The organism is Mesorhizobium sp. 01N446, assembly GCF_056399285.1.
In genome coordinates this window covers 358145-370917 of the sequence record NZ_JBFTRA010000002.1, presented here as the reverse complement: position 1 = coordinate 370917, position 12773 = coordinate 358145, and the positions used below count along the sequence as shown (strand labels likewise).

General features: G+C 58.6%; 21 protein-coding genes and 1 tRNA gene. 12 read left to right on the top strand and 10 right to left on the bottom strand.

The window, feature by feature from the left end:
- The first annotated feature begins 163 nt into the window (after positions 1–163).
- A tRNA-Leu gene (locus AC1DPX_RS10145) sits at positions 164–248 on the top strand.
- A gap of 30 nt (positions 249–278) precedes the next feature.
- On the opposite strand, the gene AC1DPX_RS10140 is transcribed toward AC1DPX_RS10145, so the two are convergent.
- The 5 genes from AC1DPX_RS10140 to AC1DPX_RS10120 form a co-directional block, all read right to left on the bottom strand.
- Positions 279–1364 carry a tyrosine-type recombinase/integrase gene (locus tag AC1DPX_RS10140; RefSeq protein ID WP_477236315.1) on the bottom strand — a complete coding sequence of 362 codons (1086 nt, stop codon included), beginning with the start codon at positions 1362–1364 and terminating at the stop codon, positions 279–281.
- The gene (locus tag AC1DPX_RS10135) at positions 1361–1534 is read right to left on the bottom strand and encodes a hypothetical protein (RefSeq protein ID WP_477236312.1); all 174 of its coding nucleotides are present in this window, start codon (positions 1532–1534) and stop codon (positions 1361–1363) included. Before AC1DPX_RS10135 ends, AC1DPX_RS10140 begins: the two co-directional genes overlap by 4 nt.
- Positions 1531–1770, bottom strand: a complete 240-nt coding sequence (locus AC1DPX_RS10130) for a hypothetical protein (protein WP_477236310.1) — start codon at positions 1768–1770, stop codon at positions 1531–1533. The genes AC1DPX_RS10135 and AC1DPX_RS10130 overlap by 4 nt, the downstream gene beginning before the upstream one ends.
- On the bottom strand, positions 1767–2606 hold the full coding sequence (locus AC1DPX_RS10125; RefSeq protein WP_477236308.1) for a hypothetical protein: 840 nt from the start codon (positions 2604–2606) through the stop codon (positions 1767–1769). Before AC1DPX_RS10125 ends, AC1DPX_RS10130 begins: the two co-directional genes overlap by 4 nt.
- Before the next feature lie 63 nt (positions 2607–2669).
- Positions 2670–2861 (bottom strand): hypothetical protein, encoded by a 192-nt coding sequence (locus AC1DPX_RS10120; protein WP_477236306.1) that lies wholly within the window; start codon positions 2859–2861, stop codon positions 2670–2672.
- Between the two features lie 83 nt (positions 2862–2944).
- Here AC1DPX_RS10120 and AC1DPX_RS10115 point away from each other — a divergent pair, with 83 nt between their 5' ends.
- Positions 2945–4993 carry a beta strand repeat-containing protein gene (locus tag AC1DPX_RS10115; RefSeq protein ID WP_477236304.1) on the top strand — a complete coding sequence of 683 codons (2049 nt, stop codon included), beginning with the start codon at positions 2945–2947 and terminating at the stop codon, positions 4991–4993.
- Here AC1DPX_RS10115 and AC1DPX_RS10110 read toward each other — a convergent pair.
- Both AC1DPX_RS10110 and AC1DPX_RS10105 read right to left on the bottom strand, forming a co-directional pair.
- Positions 4950–5219, bottom strand: a complete 270-nt coding sequence (locus tag AC1DPX_RS10110; protein ID WP_477236302.1) for a hypothetical protein — start codon at positions 5217–5219, stop codon at positions 4950–4952. The genes AC1DPX_RS10115 and AC1DPX_RS10110 overlap by 44 nt on opposite strands.
- Positions 5216–6466: a glycosyltransferase family protein gene (locus tag AC1DPX_RS10105; protein ID WP_477236300.1), complete on the bottom strand. Its 1251-nt coding sequence runs from the start codon at positions 6464–6466 to the stop codon at positions 5216–5218. The genes AC1DPX_RS10110 and AC1DPX_RS10105 overlap by 4 nt, the downstream gene beginning before the upstream one ends.
- 83 nt (positions 6467–6549) lie before the next feature.
- On the opposite strand from AC1DPX_RS10105, the gene AC1DPX_RS10100 reads away from it, so the two are divergent.
- The 10 genes from AC1DPX_RS10100 (at position 6550) to AC1DPX_RS10055 (ending at position 11712) form a co-directional block, all read left to right on the top strand.
- Positions 6550–7134, top strand: a complete 585-nt coding sequence (locus tag AC1DPX_RS10100) for a lysozyme (RefSeq protein ID WP_477236298.1) — start codon at positions 6550–6552, stop codon at positions 7132–7134.
- Positions 7135–7146: 12 nt separating this feature from the next.
- Positions 7147–7371, top strand: coding sequence for a hypothetical protein (locus AC1DPX_RS10095; protein ID WP_477236296.1), 225 nt, complete (start codon positions 7147–7149; stop codon positions 7369–7371).
- A 1-nt stretch (position 7372) separates the two neighbouring features.
- Positions 7373–7606: a hypothetical protein gene (locus AC1DPX_RS10090; RefSeq protein ID WP_477236294.1), complete on the top strand. Its 234-nt coding sequence runs from the start codon at positions 7373–7375 to the stop codon at positions 7604–7606.
- Entirely contained in the window at positions 7591–7782 is a 192-nt protein-coding gene (locus AC1DPX_RS10085; protein ID WP_477236292.1) for a hypothetical protein, read from the top strand. Before AC1DPX_RS10090 ends, AC1DPX_RS10085 begins: the two co-directional genes overlap by 16 nt.
- Positions 7770–8099 carry a hypothetical protein gene (locus tag AC1DPX_RS10080; protein ID WP_477236290.1) on the top strand — a complete coding sequence of 110 codons (330 nt, stop codon included), beginning with the start codon at positions 7770–7772 and terminating at the stop codon, positions 8097–8099. Before AC1DPX_RS10085 ends, AC1DPX_RS10080 begins: the two co-directional genes overlap by 13 nt.
- 248 nt (positions 8100–8347) lie before the next feature.
- Positions 8348–9028: a trypsin-like peptidase domain-containing protein gene (locus tag AC1DPX_RS10075; protein WP_477236288.1), complete on the top strand. Its 681-nt coding sequence runs from the start codon at positions 8348–8350 to the stop codon at positions 9026–9028.
- A 2-nt stretch (positions 9029–9030) separates the two neighbouring features.
- Positions 9031–9549 carry a hypothetical protein gene (locus tag AC1DPX_RS10070; RefSeq protein ID WP_477236286.1) on the top strand — a complete coding sequence of 173 codons (519 nt, stop codon included), beginning with the start codon at positions 9031–9033 and terminating at the stop codon, positions 9547–9549.
- The gene (locus AC1DPX_RS10065) at positions 9550–10116 is read left to right on the top strand and encodes a hypothetical protein (protein WP_477236284.1); all 567 of its coding nucleotides are present in this window, start codon (positions 9550–9552) and stop codon (positions 10114–10116) included.
- Positions 10117–10207: 91 nt separating this feature from the next.
- On the top strand, positions 10208–10645 hold the full coding sequence (locus AC1DPX_RS10060; RefSeq protein ID WP_477236282.1) for a hypothetical protein: 438 nt from the start codon (positions 10208–10210) through the stop codon (positions 10643–10645).
- Positions 10646–10677: 32 nt separating this feature from the next.
- On the top strand, positions 10678–11712 hold the full coding sequence (locus AC1DPX_RS10055) for a hypothetical protein (protein ID WP_477236280.1): 1035 nt from the start codon (positions 10678–10680) through the stop codon (positions 11710–11712).
- Between the two features lie 141 nt (positions 11713–11853).
- Here the strand turns inward: AC1DPX_RS10055 and AC1DPX_RS10050 are convergent, their stop codons facing one another.
- The 3 genes from AC1DPX_RS10050 to AC1DPX_RS10040 all read right to left on the bottom strand — a co-directional run bounded on the left by AC1DPX_RS10050 (position 11854) and on the right by AC1DPX_RS10040 (position 12694).
- The gene (locus AC1DPX_RS10050; RefSeq protein ID WP_477236278.1) at positions 11854–12090 is read right to left on the bottom strand and encodes a hypothetical protein; all 237 of its coding nucleotides are present in this window, start codon (positions 12088–12090) and stop codon (positions 11854–11856) included.
- A 217-nt stretch (positions 12091–12307) separates the two neighbouring features.
- A complete protein-coding gene (locus AC1DPX_RS10045; RefSeq protein WP_477236276.1) occupies positions 12308–12442 on the bottom strand; it encodes a hypothetical protein in 135 nt (44 codons plus the stop codon).
- 3 nt (positions 12443–12445) lie between these two features.
- Positions 12446–12694, bottom strand: a complete 249-nt coding sequence (locus AC1DPX_RS10040; protein ID WP_477236274.1) for a hypothetical protein — start codon at positions 12692–12694, stop codon at positions 12446–12448.
- Between the last annotated feature and the right edge of the window lie 79 nt (positions 12695–12773).

Here is a 12773-nt window from a genome sequence, read left to right as displayed (position 1 = left end):
CACCATATGGCGATATCGGGTGCAAACGTCCAGTTCCGCATGCTCATTGCGATCCTGTGGACCGATATGCCAATCGGTTGAGATTATTGCTCATCGCGCACTTGTTTCGCCGGAAACGATTTGCTACACGCCGCGAGCCGGTCGGTTCCGGCTCCTACCACGTGCGGTCGTGGCGGAATTGGTAGACGCGCAGCGTTGAGGTCGCTGTGGGGCAACCCGTGGAAGTTCGAGTCTTCTCGACCGCACCATTTGGCTTTTGAGCCGTTGTAAAGCACTGATTACCCTACCATTTTTTCAGGGTGGGGGCCATCGGAAATCGGGTGGGGGCGTTGAGCGTTCTCTATTTTTTCCGAAGCCTGCCTTGCCAGACGCTTGCGCTCGGCCTTCTGGGTGTAGAGTTTGGACATCATCCCGCCTTCCCAGCCGAACAGCGCATCAAGCTCTTTATCAGTCGCTCCGGCCTCGGCGGCGCGCGTTGCGCCAATCTTTCTGACGCCGTGGGCCGATCGCCTCTTGAGCCCAGCCTCATTGCAGGCCACGCGGAAATAGTTCCCGAAGCTCTCCTTTGTCAGCGGCTTGCCGTTGCTCCCGACAATCAGCGCCAGATCACCGGTGGGACCAATCGCCAGCGTCTTGGCCAGCACCGGCAGGATCGGGATGCTGACCTCCATCTTGAACTTGCTCTTCTCTGTTCGGATGGTGGCCACGCCGTCGCGGATGTGCTGCTTGCCGATCATGACGGCATCGCCCCGGCGCAGACCCGTATAGAGCAGGACGTGCAGCCAGACCCGTTCCTTGGTTCCCGCCGGCCACCGCGCCTCAAAGGCGTCCACGTCATCCTCTGACCATGCAATGAAGCCGTCACCATCTTGGCGCTTTGGGTTCTTCACGGTCTCGGTCGGGTCTGATGCGACCAGTTCAGCATCGAGCGCCCAGCGGAACAACCCGCGCATGGCGTCGAGATAGTTCCGCGCCTGTGCCGGCGTCGCGGCGCGCGCTTCCCGGCCATTGACGATCGACTTGCGTGAGATGGATTTGTAAGGATGATGGCCCGCCTTGGCGACGACGCCCTTCAGGATGTTGTCCCGTTGCCGTCTGGTTGCCGCAGAGAGGGCCGCGTAGGCACCGCTGTCCTTGTAGCGGGTGATGAGCCATGCGAGACTGCCGGCGCCCGCCAGAGCCTTCCGTGGCGGCTCTATGGCCGTAAGCGCTGCCAGATACTTGGCATCGAAGTCCGGGGCATTCAGATCGGGCAGCCTGGTGCGCTTTCCCTTGTCCTTGCGGAAATAGAAAACAACCTTTCCGTGGCGCGAGCGCTGACGGGTGACGAATGGAGGCAGCTTTCTTGGCATGCCCTCGGTCAAAGCTCGATATCCTCTCCGGGGTCAATTCGCCGCTCAGGCTGTGCATCGTCCTTGGGGATAAGGCGCACAACGACCTCGCCGATCTTGACTTCCGCCACATGGCCAGCCTTGGCCGCGCCCCGGCACAGGACCGTGATCTGCCGTTCGGTCAGCGCCAGCGCCCTCGTCACCGTGTCTCCCCCTCTGAGGGAGGGTTGGGGCGGCGGGGAACGATATCGACCTTGGCGATGTAGAAGCCCCGCTTGCGGTATTGTGCCCAGTTCCAGCCGGGAGCGGCGTCGTTGTTGGCATAGGCCACGACCTCGCTACGGCGGCTCCAGACTGAATCTGTGAAGATCCAACCGTAGGCGCTGTACATTGCCCATCCGGCGGCCTTGCGGGCTTCTATCGGCTTGCGCTCGCTCATGGCTTCTCTCCTTCCGCCGTAGGAAGGGTGGTGCGGTCGAGGGCGCTCAGGATGCGGGCTTCGTACTCAGACTGAGCGGCGGCCTTGGCGGCTTCGATAGTTGGATATTCCTCGCCGTCTTCACCGTCGAACGGAGTCCACCACGAACCACCCTGAAAGCCGATATAGTACTGGCAGAGGTCCGTCCCGTGGCCTAGCCAAGAGGATGTCTCGGTCGCCGCGTCGCCATCAGGCTGCTCCCACCGCAGCGGCTTGACCTTCACCGCCAGTCCTCCAGATGAGGGGGTGGAAAGGGCTTGTGTGACCGGGATCATGTTCTGTCGAATGTCCACTTCGACCGAGCGACAATCCACTTTGCCGTCATCCATGCGCGACATCATGGCGTAGCTGTCCGCGTAGATTGCAAGCGGGTGCGGCGCCTCTCCCTCCCCTGGAGCGGGTAGCGATAGGGCTGCGAGGAGGGCGACGCGAACAGCATCGCGGCATTCATCCATGGTCAAGGCGTTGAAGGTGATGTTGCGGCATGCCTTTGCGCCAGCCTCGACCATCTCGTCTGTCACGCCCTTGGCGGCGGGTGGGGTTTCGCCGGTCATGAGCGTTTCTCCGAGACCGGTGGCTAAGACAAGCTTCATGGCATTCTTCAGGGCGTCGCTAGGCGGCTCCTGACGATGCGCTGCGAGTGCGCGTTGGAATGCCTCAAGCGGCGTCAAGCCTTGCCTGTAAAGCGGATGCCAGTTGGCAGGCATGACGTTAAACTCGCCAGGCTCATAGCCGAACTCGCCCTCAATGACATCGACGGTTAGCTTCTCAATCCAGCGGTCAAATTTTGCGCTCATGGTTGCTTTTTCCTTTGAAAAACAGTAACATAATCGGCAAATCGAAGCAACGAATTGCGCGGATTATGGCCCGTCATCCTCGCCGAAATCGTCATAGAGGGCGCAGTCACAGCCGCGCCATTTGGAGCAACCGCAATCGAGAATATTCGGGTCTTCCACCACGTCGAAAACCGGCTGCGGATTTTCACGATCTGCCTGGATTGCGCAGCGCTCGCAACCGCACAGATCGGAATGCTGGACGTATCGCTTGCCCATCACGCCTTCTCCTCGGTATCGGAAGGCGGGGAGGCGAGCGGCGACATGCGCCGGGCGATGACCTGTCTGCAAACCTCGCCCATTTGCTCGATCGTCATGTCGGCGAAGACAACCTTGATGAGGTTGTGCAGATCGTCAGGAGCGCCGCCAAGCTGCTTCACCGGCTCCGCTGCCCCGGCTGTGCTGAGAGCGGCGGCGGCCTCATCAATTGTGCGGCAGTGGTCCCGGGTGGGACCGATGTTGCCGTTGTGGATGGCGGTACAGGCGCGTCTACCGCTGCGGGCGCGCGCACCAATCTCGGCCTCGCAATCGGCACTGACGTTCAGGCATTCAGCACCAATCTGACATCATGGGCCGCAATCACCCGCGCGGCAGGCTTCGACACGTTCGTAGCCACTCCGTCATCTGCAAACCTGAGGGCGCTGTTGTCTGATGAAGTCGGCACGGGAGCGGCCTATTTCGTCGGCGGCGCTCTCGGAACGCCTGCATCTGGAACTGCAACAAACCTGACGGGTCTTCCACTTTCGACTGGTGTGACGGGTACGCTTGGCATTGGAAACGGCGGCACCGGGCAAACCACAGCCGCAGCGGCCTTCGATGCCCTTTCTCCAACCACGACACGCGGCGATCTGATTTTCCGCAATGCCACGACGAACACGCGGCTCGCCGCTTCAACCGCTGGCTATCTGCTTCAGGCCAACGGCGCCGGCACAGATCCGACCTATGCAGGGTTCCTTCAGGCCGGCACAGGTGCCGTAACGCGCACATGGCGGGCTAAGGGTCTGGATATTGTGAGCGTCAAGGACTTTGGTGCTCTTGGCGATAATTCGACAAACGACACCGCCGCGATTGTTGCGGCTATTGCTGCTGTGTCGGCAGCTGGCGGCGGGTTTGTGTTTTTCCCTGTCGGTATCTATCGCGTCACGTCTCTCGGCAATATCCCAGCCAATGTCGCTCTCTTGGGCGCCGGTCGCGCTGTATCGAAAATCAGGACCACATCGGCAACGCTTGATGTGATCTCGCTCGACGGTGCGAATGCACACGTCCTTGACCTCGGGATCGATGCCACAGTGACACGCTCGGCAGGTTCTTTTATCAAGGTCACGACGAATGCCTCGACCCTCGACATCCACCGCGTCAATATGGTTGGGGCTTTCCGAGGGATCACCATTCCAAATGTAGCTTTGGCAAACCTCAGCCATGTTGATATTTTGGATACGGTCGACGCAACTGGCGTCAGCATCGATGTCAGCGACGGCTTTGCGCTCATCCTCGACAATGTTATCTGCCGGCAGAGTGGGGCCACGCATCCTTTTGCGCACCTGAACATTACGAACGTTCAGGATTGCATGGTGAGCAATTCTCAGTTCATCGGGGCAGCGAGCAACCTCAACATGGCGCCTGGCAACGGGCAGGCGATCGGGCTCTTCAAGTCCGTCAACACGCAATATGATGATGCTTCCGGACCCTCTGTCCGCATTGCCCCGACTGGAACGGGAAAGGTCAACGAAGTCGTCATCGACGCGCCATGGATCAAGGGGGTTGGCCAAGACGTGCTGATCACCAATGCGGGCGGCGGTACGGTCAATTCAGTCGATGTGATGAACGCCTTGATGACCGGCACGGGCAATGGTGTTGAAGCTCTGGGCGTCGGTAATATCGGCGTCTTCAATTGCAAGATCGGCGGTCATACGACCGGAGTGTCGTTCACCGACGTTGCCAAGGGCCGCATCATTGGCAATGTCCTTGCCGCCCACGGTCTATACGCCGTCAACACCACCGGCCTTGTTCTGGCGGGAACCACTGACGGGGTGGTCGTGGAGGGGAACAACCTCACCAGCACGACGCCTGTTACCTATAGCGCATCGGGGACGAAGAACCGTCTGGTCAACAACCACGGCTACAACGACACGCTCGCCACTGCGGCACTCACGGTCGGGGCATCGCCCGCGACGATCGCAACCAAGCCCTATCCTCGCACCGTGTATATCAATGCCGGCACCGTTTCTCTGGTTACTGTGAACGGCGCCAACATGCTGCAATCGTCCAACCACGCTGTGCATCTAGGGCCCAACCATACGCTGGTGGTCACATACTCTGTGTTGCCGACGCTGGTTGAGGCAATCTGTTAGCCTCGATCTCCCTCATTGATACCAGTGGGGCAACAAAGGCATAGGCGGCAAGCAAGGTGTCATGCTGGTCCGGATGCTCGACCCAAATTGATCTCAACCGGTCAAGGGCTTCTTTCCCAAGGTCGTCTTCCTGTGTGCGCCGGTCTGCCGGGAGGTCATAATCCCAGCCGGCGCGGACATGGCTGATGGTGTTCAGGCAGTTGATAAATTCTGCTTTGACGCTCATACGCTTTCCTTTGGCTCCACACCAAAACCCTTAAGATAATTGGCAACTGTGTCTTTGATCGTGACTGGCCTTGGCTTGCGCGGGTACTCTACCATGCGGATTCCATTGACTTCAACATCGCGACCGGGAGGGTGGCGCAGTATTTTCTGCGCTAATTCCAGATGGTTGCCGATGTCGAAAAATTCGAAATTGTCGGGGTAGTATTTGGCAAATTCGCCGAATTGCCGGTTACGTGAAACATAGGTAGGCCGTGACAATTCGATTGCCTGGGATGCAGGGCCAGATCCGGTATGCTGTGAATTGATGTAGGGGATGACCACAGCGTCGCACATCGTCATCCCGAGCAACATGTCATTATCGGAGACCGATCCTATAAAATGCACCCGCGACATCATCTTCCGCTTCTCAACTAGTTTGAGCAGCGTCTGAAGATAGGGGGCAATGCCTTGGCTCGGGACGAGCGAGGAAGCGTGAACGCCGCTGAACATGAGCAGTTCATATTCGGCGGGCAGATGCTTCAGCGCCATGATGGCGGTCTCGAAGCCTTTGTAGAAATCGAGGAACCCGAACACCCCGATATAGCGCGTCTCGGGTTTAGGGATCGGTGTCAGGCCGGCAAGCGATGATGCCTCGGCGAGCTTTGGCATACTCGCGATAAAGTCGTCGTCCATGTAGGAAAGCGGATTGTCCAGAACCTGGACGCGCGGCATGTTCAGTTTGAGATAGCGGGCGTCGGTCTTCGTGTGAGCTATTACCGTCACCCGGTGGCCTTTGGCGGCGTGTGCGTCCAAAGCCTGCCACAGCCCGTTCCATAGGGATTCGCGGCGTTTTGTCAGGGTATTGCCAACGAGATTGCGGAGAACGGCCCTTGGGCGAAGGGGGCGAATGATTTCCGGCAACGACAACAGCTCATAGCGCGGGAAGTGATGGAACGACATAACCACGTCATTGGACGCGGCGATGATCTTCCTGACTCGTGGTACGGACTTCCGACTGTCGCGGCCGTATAGGCCCGGCTCGAACTGGATGCATGTGGCATCGAAGTTTTTCAACTGACCAGCGATGTCGCTTATCAGGGCGTCGGCGGCCTGCATTTCCAGCCTGGTCTTGGCGCCATAGATGACCTCTCGCGGCGTGGGGATGACCGTGATGTCAACATGGGGATCGAGGGCGCGCTTCAAGAAGGCAGAGTAGTGCGCGATGCCGCAGACCTCCTGCCATGTCGTCAGCAGAGCAATTGATTTCAAGTTAGCCCGTCTCCTGTTTGCCGGCCGCATTTAGCAATTCGGGCAGACCATATATCCAATCACCATCCGAAAGGAAACTCTCCATGCAGACTAGTGCAGCCGGCCGCGCGGCCATAGCGCAGCGTGAGGGTAATAAGCTTAAGGCGTATCGAGACACCAAGGGCATCTGGACGATCGGCGTAGGTCACACCGCTGCTGCTGGGGCCCCTGCACCCAAGGCCGGCATGTCGATCACCGCTGCGCAGTCCGATGAGATCCTGTCGCGCGACCTAGCCACATTTGAGGCGGCGGTGAACAAGGCAGTGACGGTGCCGCTCTCTCAGGGCCAGTTCGATGCGCTTGTGTCGCTGGCCCTCAACATCGGCGCTGGCGCCTTTGCCCAATCCACGCTCGTCAAGCGCTTGAACGCCGGCAATGTGGCTGGTGCCGCTGATGCGTTCATGATGTGGAACAAGCCGTCTGAGATCATAGGGCGGCGCAAGACAGAGCAGAAGCAGTTCCTGGCTGCCAGCAAGGCCCCGCCAGCGAGCGTTGTGCGCGAGCAGCAACCGTTGCCACCGCAGACCATTAACAAGCCAGCGGCCGCCGCCGGACTCCTCGTCGCTTTCGCAGCCACAGCCATGGCCTTCTGGCACCACATCACCGCATTCGTTTCGAACCTGTTCTGAAAGGGCAGACCTATGAAGTGGTTCAACTCCAACAGTTTCCACAACTTCCTCAACGTCCTGATAACGCTCATCTGCGGCGGTGCGCTCGTCGGCTTCGACTGGACCATGTTCGGCGTGACCGACCATACCGCATTGCAGATCAGCGGGGGTCTGGCGCTGCTCAAACTGGTGATCAATGCAGTTCGTGACGGCCCGGCCGGCATGGTCGCACCGCCACCGCCGGCTGAGGAGAAGTAGGATGGGCGCTCTCTTGGTATCCATGCTCGGGCAGATATGGCCCTATCTCCTTGCGGGCGGCATAGCACTCACCGGCCTTATAACAGCCTATGCCAAGGGCAAGGCCGCCGAGCGGGCAAAACAGATTGCGGCTGATGCCGCCGCCACCTCCGAAGCCAACAAGATCGATGATGCTGTGGCGGGCCGAGCCCCCGAAGACAACAGAGGAAGGCTCAGCCAATGGTCAAAATCCTGACGCTTGCTGCCCTGATGGCGATAGCCGGCTGCACGACCACGGGCGGCTCCTTCTGCAAGGTCGAACATCCTATCCGACCGACGAAGGCGGAGGTTTCAACGCTCTCTGACGCCTCAGTCGCGGCAATCCTGGCTCACAATGAAAAAGGCCAGAAGCTTTGCGGGTGGAAGCCGTGACGCCGCCGAAGCATCGAGCACCAGCCTCCAAAGGCTTCACCGATCACCAGAAGGCCGAGCTGGTATCGATCATCGATGAGGCGCTAAAGCGCTCCATGGCCCCGGCGATCCGGGCTGAACTCAAGGATGCCGGTCTTCGCCTCGATGGCGACATGAACCAGGTAGCCGCCTCAGCAGACTTCATGTTCCTTCGCCGGATGCGGACCATATTCGAAGGAGCGAGCGCGAAAATCGGCGGGGCGATCATCCTTGCTCTCGTCTCCGGGGTTGTCTGGCTGCTAGTCATTGGCTCGCAGGCGTTTTTCAACAAGTCATAATCCACAACCCACTAATATTCCGTGGGGAAAACAACCGTTTCGTTTGCTATTTAGCAGAAACGGTACGACACTTTTACAAGCAAATCAATGCGCGCTTGGCATCTTTTCAAACAAAGGTGGACTGAGATGAAAGAGCATTTGCCTGCTATCCTGTGTCTTGGCGTTATGGTTATTGCGTCCGCTCTCATCRTCATTGGCCTTGTGTGCCAAACGATCGCACTTCATCTAGATGCAGCAGGATTCCTTTCATGAACGCTCTTAGAAGTCCGATCGTGTGGGTGGCCGCCATCGTTTTTATGGCCTGTCTGTTCTGGGCCACGGCGCCCGGTCCTCAACCTATTAAAGCTGCCCCCGCTGCACTGATCGAAAAGCCATTCACCACCGTTCGCATCGATATCACCAAGGAGAAGGGTGACGGCCACGGTTCTGGCGTTAGCCTCGGGCACGGTGTCTTTCTTACGGCCGGCCATGTGACCGAAGATGCGACAAGTCTGACGGTCAAGACGCGCGCCGGCAAATCAGGAACGGCCGAAGTCCTCTGGTCAAACCATGCCTATGACGTATCGATTATCTATGTCGAAGCTCTGAAGGACGAGCCCGGCTCTCCCATGGCTTGCGCCGCAACGACCATTGGCGAAGACATCACCATTGTCGGTAATCCGCTCGACACTGAGTTCGCGACTTCATGGGGCCGCATCTCCAGCCTGGAAAAGACTGGCCTCGAAAACATGGACGGCAAGGGCCTGTGGCGTTCACTCGTCACTATGGATGCCACGGCGGCTCCAGGTGTTTCTGGTGGCCCGATCTTCGACAATGACGGAGAGATCGTCGGCATCCTTGTGTCCGGCGCCGTGAGTGACCGGGGCACGTTCGGCTACTCCTACATGGTCCCAAGCACCGCGATCTGCCGCTTGCTCGGAAGGGCGTAACGATGACCCTTCCTTACCGACTTTTCGTCGCAAACGTCGCCGGCATCTGCCTCGTCATCTGGGCTGCATGGCTGGGATATATCGCCCGCGTCACTGAAGGCGACATCGCCCACATGGCCGAGATTATGGCCGGACTGTTCCTGATCGGCCTGATCTCGACATTTCGCATTGCCTTCAAAGTTGAGGCAATCCGCGACAAGCCGGATTACACGGCCAATGGGCGGCTTAAGAGTATCCGCGCGATGATCATCCGGGCGGAACATCTGCTGATCTTCTCCGGCTCGCTCTTCATCCTTAGCATCATCGGGAACGCCATTGGCATCAAAGCGGGGTTCCATGGTATCGACGTGCAATCCCTGGCTACCGCTGAAGGCGTCCAGAAGCTTGGCGTCCAGGTGCTTTCCGGCGCAAGCATGACGTTTGGCTCGACCATTATCGGCGCGTCCCTGTCGCTGTGGACAACTTTCAACGCCACTATGCTCTATACAGAGATGCGCCTACTCGAACTGGAAGCCATGTAGATGGGCGGTCCATTCAAGTGGCTGTTCGGTCATGTCGATCTGCTGCTTTCGCTGGTGAGCCTCCTGCTCTCCACGGTGTTCTTTGTCCTCCTGAGCATCAACCCGCCGGTCAAGTCCAACCCGGCCGATAGCGTCAAGCCACCTGGCTCGCTCATGGTGTGCATCTATTGGTCATCCAACCACAATGACATCGACCTCTGGGGCGGGTCGCCCGATGATCCCAAGGCAACTGGATACTCGCGGAAAAGCGGCAAGACGATTGATCTGGTCCGCGATGATCTCGGCACCGACAATGCTCCCCACTTCGAATGCGAATTCGCCCGCCAGCTTCCCGATGGCCGCTATGTTTTCAACGCGCACGGCTACTCCCTCACCGATCCGGTCGTCTCCGTCCATGCCGAAATCCGGCTTGGCGGGGGCGCTGACGGCTTCAAGCTCATCTATGAAACCACGCTCGACATCCACCAGAAGCAGGAGCGCACGATAGCTCAGTTCCGGCTTATCGACGGCAAGGTCGTCCCTGACAGCCTGAACACGGTGTTTTCTCCACTGAGGTCCGCGAAATGAACCAATTCGCGCTTATGTCCCTCTGCTTTGTCGGGATTGTCGTCGTCATGGTTGGCGCAAGTGCGTTCGGGCTCTGGTGGATGGGTGACGAATGATCATCGCAAGCGCCTGGCTTGGCCTGTGCGGCATTCTTTGCGTCATGGCCTGGATGACTGGTCGAAAGCTCGCCGCGATCCTCCTGCCATTCTGCGTCGTTGTGGCAGCTTTCTGCATTTATCTGCCAACTGGCACACCGCGCTTCACCAAGCCGCCGGCCGGAGACTATACTGTCGTTGGCGCTGACATCGTTCCCAACGTGGGAATATGGGTGCTCCTGAAAGAGGGCGGCAACCCGCCTGTCTTCTACCGGCTCCCATGGTCGGCTGCCCAAGGTGATGCGCTTCAGCAAGCCATGGATGGCGCCCAAGGCACAGGCCAAGGCCCGCACGTCAAACTGGACGGCGAAGGTGGAGCTCAATATGACGGCCCGCCACCTGTAACCGGTGAGCCGCCGAAGACGGCAGAGACGCCAGCAATCACTCTCCCATAATACCCGAATACTCCAACAGATCGGAGCCGCTCATGAACGCGGACGGTGTCAACGCCACGCCGCCAGATTTGCTGCTTCGCATTCGGCAGCACATCCCAGATTTCAAACGCCCTGACGGGTCAATAAACAAGCGAGGTCTCGCAGGGTCGCTAGGAATCCCCCGCCAGTCTATGGACCGATACCTGTCCAAGATAGATGCGGAAGACGCAGAAGCCGCCCAAACCAACTACACGCCCGACATCGAGGGCATCGAGGAGACCAAGCCTCGGGTCCGGGTCCGTGCCTACAATCTCTCCGTCACCAAAGACCTTCCTGTAAGGCGCATGGTGGCGATCGGGGATCTGCACCTTAAGCCAGGCATGGACTTCGAACACATGCGCTGGATAGGCCGCTACGTGGCAGAGATGCGCCCTGACAACGTTCTCCAGATAGGCGACTGCTTCGACTTCGAATCCTGCGAAATGCACAGCGCGGCGGGCTCGGCTAGTCAGATGAAGCGCCCAGCCTTCATTGAGGAGATCGAGGCAGGGCAAGACGCTTTCGACATCTACCATTCCGAGATCGGGGCAGGGGAAATCCCGCACGATGTCGTATTTGGCAATCATGAGAACAGAGTTGACCGATTGGAGGAGCTGGCGCCTAACCTCGCCGGCACCCTAACGCTTCAGGTCCAGCAGTTCTTTGCTCGCTACCGTTGGCGGACCACTCCATACCGGCATTGGCTATTTTTCGAGGGCGTTGGCTTTGTACACGTCCCCATGAGCATCATGCAGAAGCCGATCGGCGGGCGCTACCCCGAAAACACCATCGGCAACCAAGCCACGCATTCCATCGTCTTCGGGCACACCCACCGCAACAACAACGTGACGGTTCCAAAGATCGGCATCAACAATGCGATCACCATCACTAACCTCGGCTCTGCCATGCCGCATGGATATACGCCAAAATATTGCGATGGCGCTACTACAGGCCTAACCTATGGGGTGCATCTGCTGAGGCTGCGTGGCGGGCGAGTGGAGAGCGATCAGTTCGTTTCGATGCTAGAACTGGCGGAGCGCTACTCATGATGCCACCCAAGATGGCCATCAAGGTCACTCTCGCTGAAGATGGAAGGACACCCGTGCGCCAACTTTTTTTCGACGGCGTTAAGATAGGCGATGTCAGCTATGTTGAGGTGCTAGAGGCTGCTATGCAGTTCGTTTCAACTCTTAGGTTTGAGGTGAAGCGCTGATCTCCTCGGCGTAAAACCGGCGCTCCTGCATCGTCATTTGCTCTTCCGCTGAATACCAAAAGCTGCGGCGTGGATTGCCGCAACAGGCGCGCGAGCAATGGGCTAGGTGATTGTAGAGCTTGCTCCAGTTGCCGCCGTTACGCTTACCGATCCGCGCGGCCCTGACCTTCATGCGCTGAAGATCGCGCCGCCGTCTTTCCTTTTTCGCTTCCATGTTCTCTCCGATCTCGGAGTGCGCCATCCCGGCGCCCTCGCGTGATCAGATCGAAGCGGTTGATTTGTTGCTCATTCATCTGAAAAGACTAGCATTTTCGGCGCGGTTGCGCTATAAAAATCAGTGAGGCGGTGCGCCGGAATAACCATGCACTGCGCCACTTGCGCGCATCAATGGCCGGGACGCCTCACTTCCCCGCTCCATAGCCCTGCGCTATTTAAGGATACTGTATCCCAAGCGAAGCGTAGGCAATGCGCGTATACGCATCAAGCACAAGCCAAAGTCCGACGCCGGTGATCACCGCGCCGACTAGGCCGATAACCATAGCCTCAACAACATCGCGCTTCGTCATCGTTCATTCCCCTCTGGTAGAGGGAGAGGCGTCGGCTCGTATCATTTCAGCGAAAGCGTTGCCATAAGCCCGCATCTCGCTGTCAAAGTCGCCTTCACATAGCTTGGCGCACCGCTCACGCTCGGCATAGATTGCTGCCGCGATCGGCTTGGCCATCTTCTCCACAAATTGCAGCGTCATGCACATATCGTCGGACATATCGGCCACTACCCGACCGGCGGCGTACTGGATGTCGTCTGGCACGTCTTCCATTCCTAGGCTCCTTCTTGGTGGGGGAGGGCGGTCAGGACTCTTTGCCGTAAGAGCCGAACTTGAACCACCCTATCTCAAT

Coding starts and splice junctions, on each gene's coding strand:
- AC1DPX_RS10130 (WP_477236310.1), bottom strand. CDS start 1,770: ATGAGCGAGCGCAAGCCGATAGAAGCCCGCAAGGCCGCCGGATGGGCA.
- AC1DPX_RS10125 (WP_477236308.1), bottom strand. CDS start 2,606: ATGAGCGCAAAATTTGACCGCTGGATTGAGAAGCTAACCGTCGATGTC.
- AC1DPX_RS10120 (WP_477236306.1), bottom strand. CDS start 2,861: ATGGGCAAGCGATACGTCCAGCATTCCGATCTGTGCGGTTGCGAGCGC.
- AC1DPX_RS10110 (WP_477236302.1), bottom strand. CDS start 5,219: ATGAGCGTCAAAGCAGAATTTATCAACTGCCTGAACACCATCAGCCAT.
- AC1DPX_RS10100 (WP_477236298.1), top strand. CDS start 6,550: ATGCAGACTAGTGCAGCCGGCCGCGCGGCCATAGCGCAGCGTGAGGGT.
- AC1DPX_RS10095 (WP_477236296.1), top strand. CDS start 7,147: ATGAAGTGGTTCAACTCCAACAGTTTCCACAACTTCCTCAACGTCCTG.
- AC1DPX_RS10090 (WP_477236294.1), top strand. CDS start 7,373: ATGGGCGCTCTCTTGGTATCCATGCTCGGGCAGATATGGCCCTATCTC.
- AC1DPX_RS10085 (WP_477236292.1), top strand. CDS start 7,591: ATGGTCAAAATCCTGACGCTTGCTGCCCTGATGGCGATAGCCGGCTGC.
- AC1DPX_RS10075 (WP_477236288.1), top strand. CDS start 8,348: ATGAACGCTCTTAGAAGTCCGATCGTGTGGGTGGCCGCCATCGTTTTT.
- AC1DPX_RS10070 (WP_477236286.1), top strand. CDS start 9,031: ATGACCCTTCCTTACCGACTTTTCGTCGCAAACGTCGCCGGCATCTGC.
- AC1DPX_RS10065 (WP_477236284.1), top strand. CDS start 9,550: ATGGGCGGTCCATTCAAGTGGCTGTTCGGTCATGTCGATCTGCTGCTT.
- AC1DPX_RS10060 (WP_477236282.1), top strand. CDS start 10,208: ATGATCATCGCAAGCGCCTGGCTTGGCCTGTGCGGCATTCTTTGCGTC.
- AC1DPX_RS10055 (WP_477236280.1), top strand. CDS start 10,678: ATGAACGCGGACGGTGTCAACGCCACGCCGCCAGATTTGCTGCTTCGC.
- AC1DPX_RS10050 (WP_477236278.1), bottom strand. CDS start 12,090: ATGGAAGCGAAAAAGGAAAGACGGCGGCGCGATCTTCAGCGCATGAAG.
- AC1DPX_RS10045 (WP_477236276.1), bottom strand. CDS start 12,442: ATGACGAAGCGCGATGTTGTTGAGGCTATGGTTATCGGCCTAGTCGGC.
- AC1DPX_RS10040 (WP_477236274.1), bottom strand. CDS start 12,694: ATGGAAGACGTGCCAGACGACATCCAGTACGCCGCCGGTCGGGTAGTG.